This window comes from Microbacterium sp. KNMS, assembly GCF_053851835.1.
The window spans coordinates 1-338 of record NZ_JBSQBP010000085.1; the positions used below are offsets into that span (position 1 = coordinate 1).

1 rRNA gene is annotated in these 338 nt (G+C 55.9%); it reads left to right on the forward strand.

Annotated features, from left to right (window positions below):
- Positions 1 to 338 (forward strand): 16S ribosomal RNA (locus ACWXWW_RS17940); the annotation flags it as partial.

Sequence of the window (338 nt, forward strand, 5' to 3'; positions counted from 1 at the left end):
GTCCCTAGCTGGTCTGAGAGGATGACCAGCCACACTGGAACTGAGACACGGTCCAGACTCCTACGGGAGGCAGCAGTGGGGAATATTGCACAATGGGCGCAAGCCTGATGCAGCCATGCCGCGTGTATGAAGAAGGCCTTCGGGTTGTAAAGTACTTTCAGCGGGGAGTAAGGTGTTGAGGTTAATAACCTCAGCAATTGACGTTACCCGCAGAAGAAGCACCGGCTAACTCCGTGCCAGCAGCCGCGGTAATACGGAGGGTGCAAGCGTTAATCGGAATTACTGGGCGTAAAGCGCACGCAGGCGGTCTGTCAAGTCGGATGTGAAATCCCCGGGCT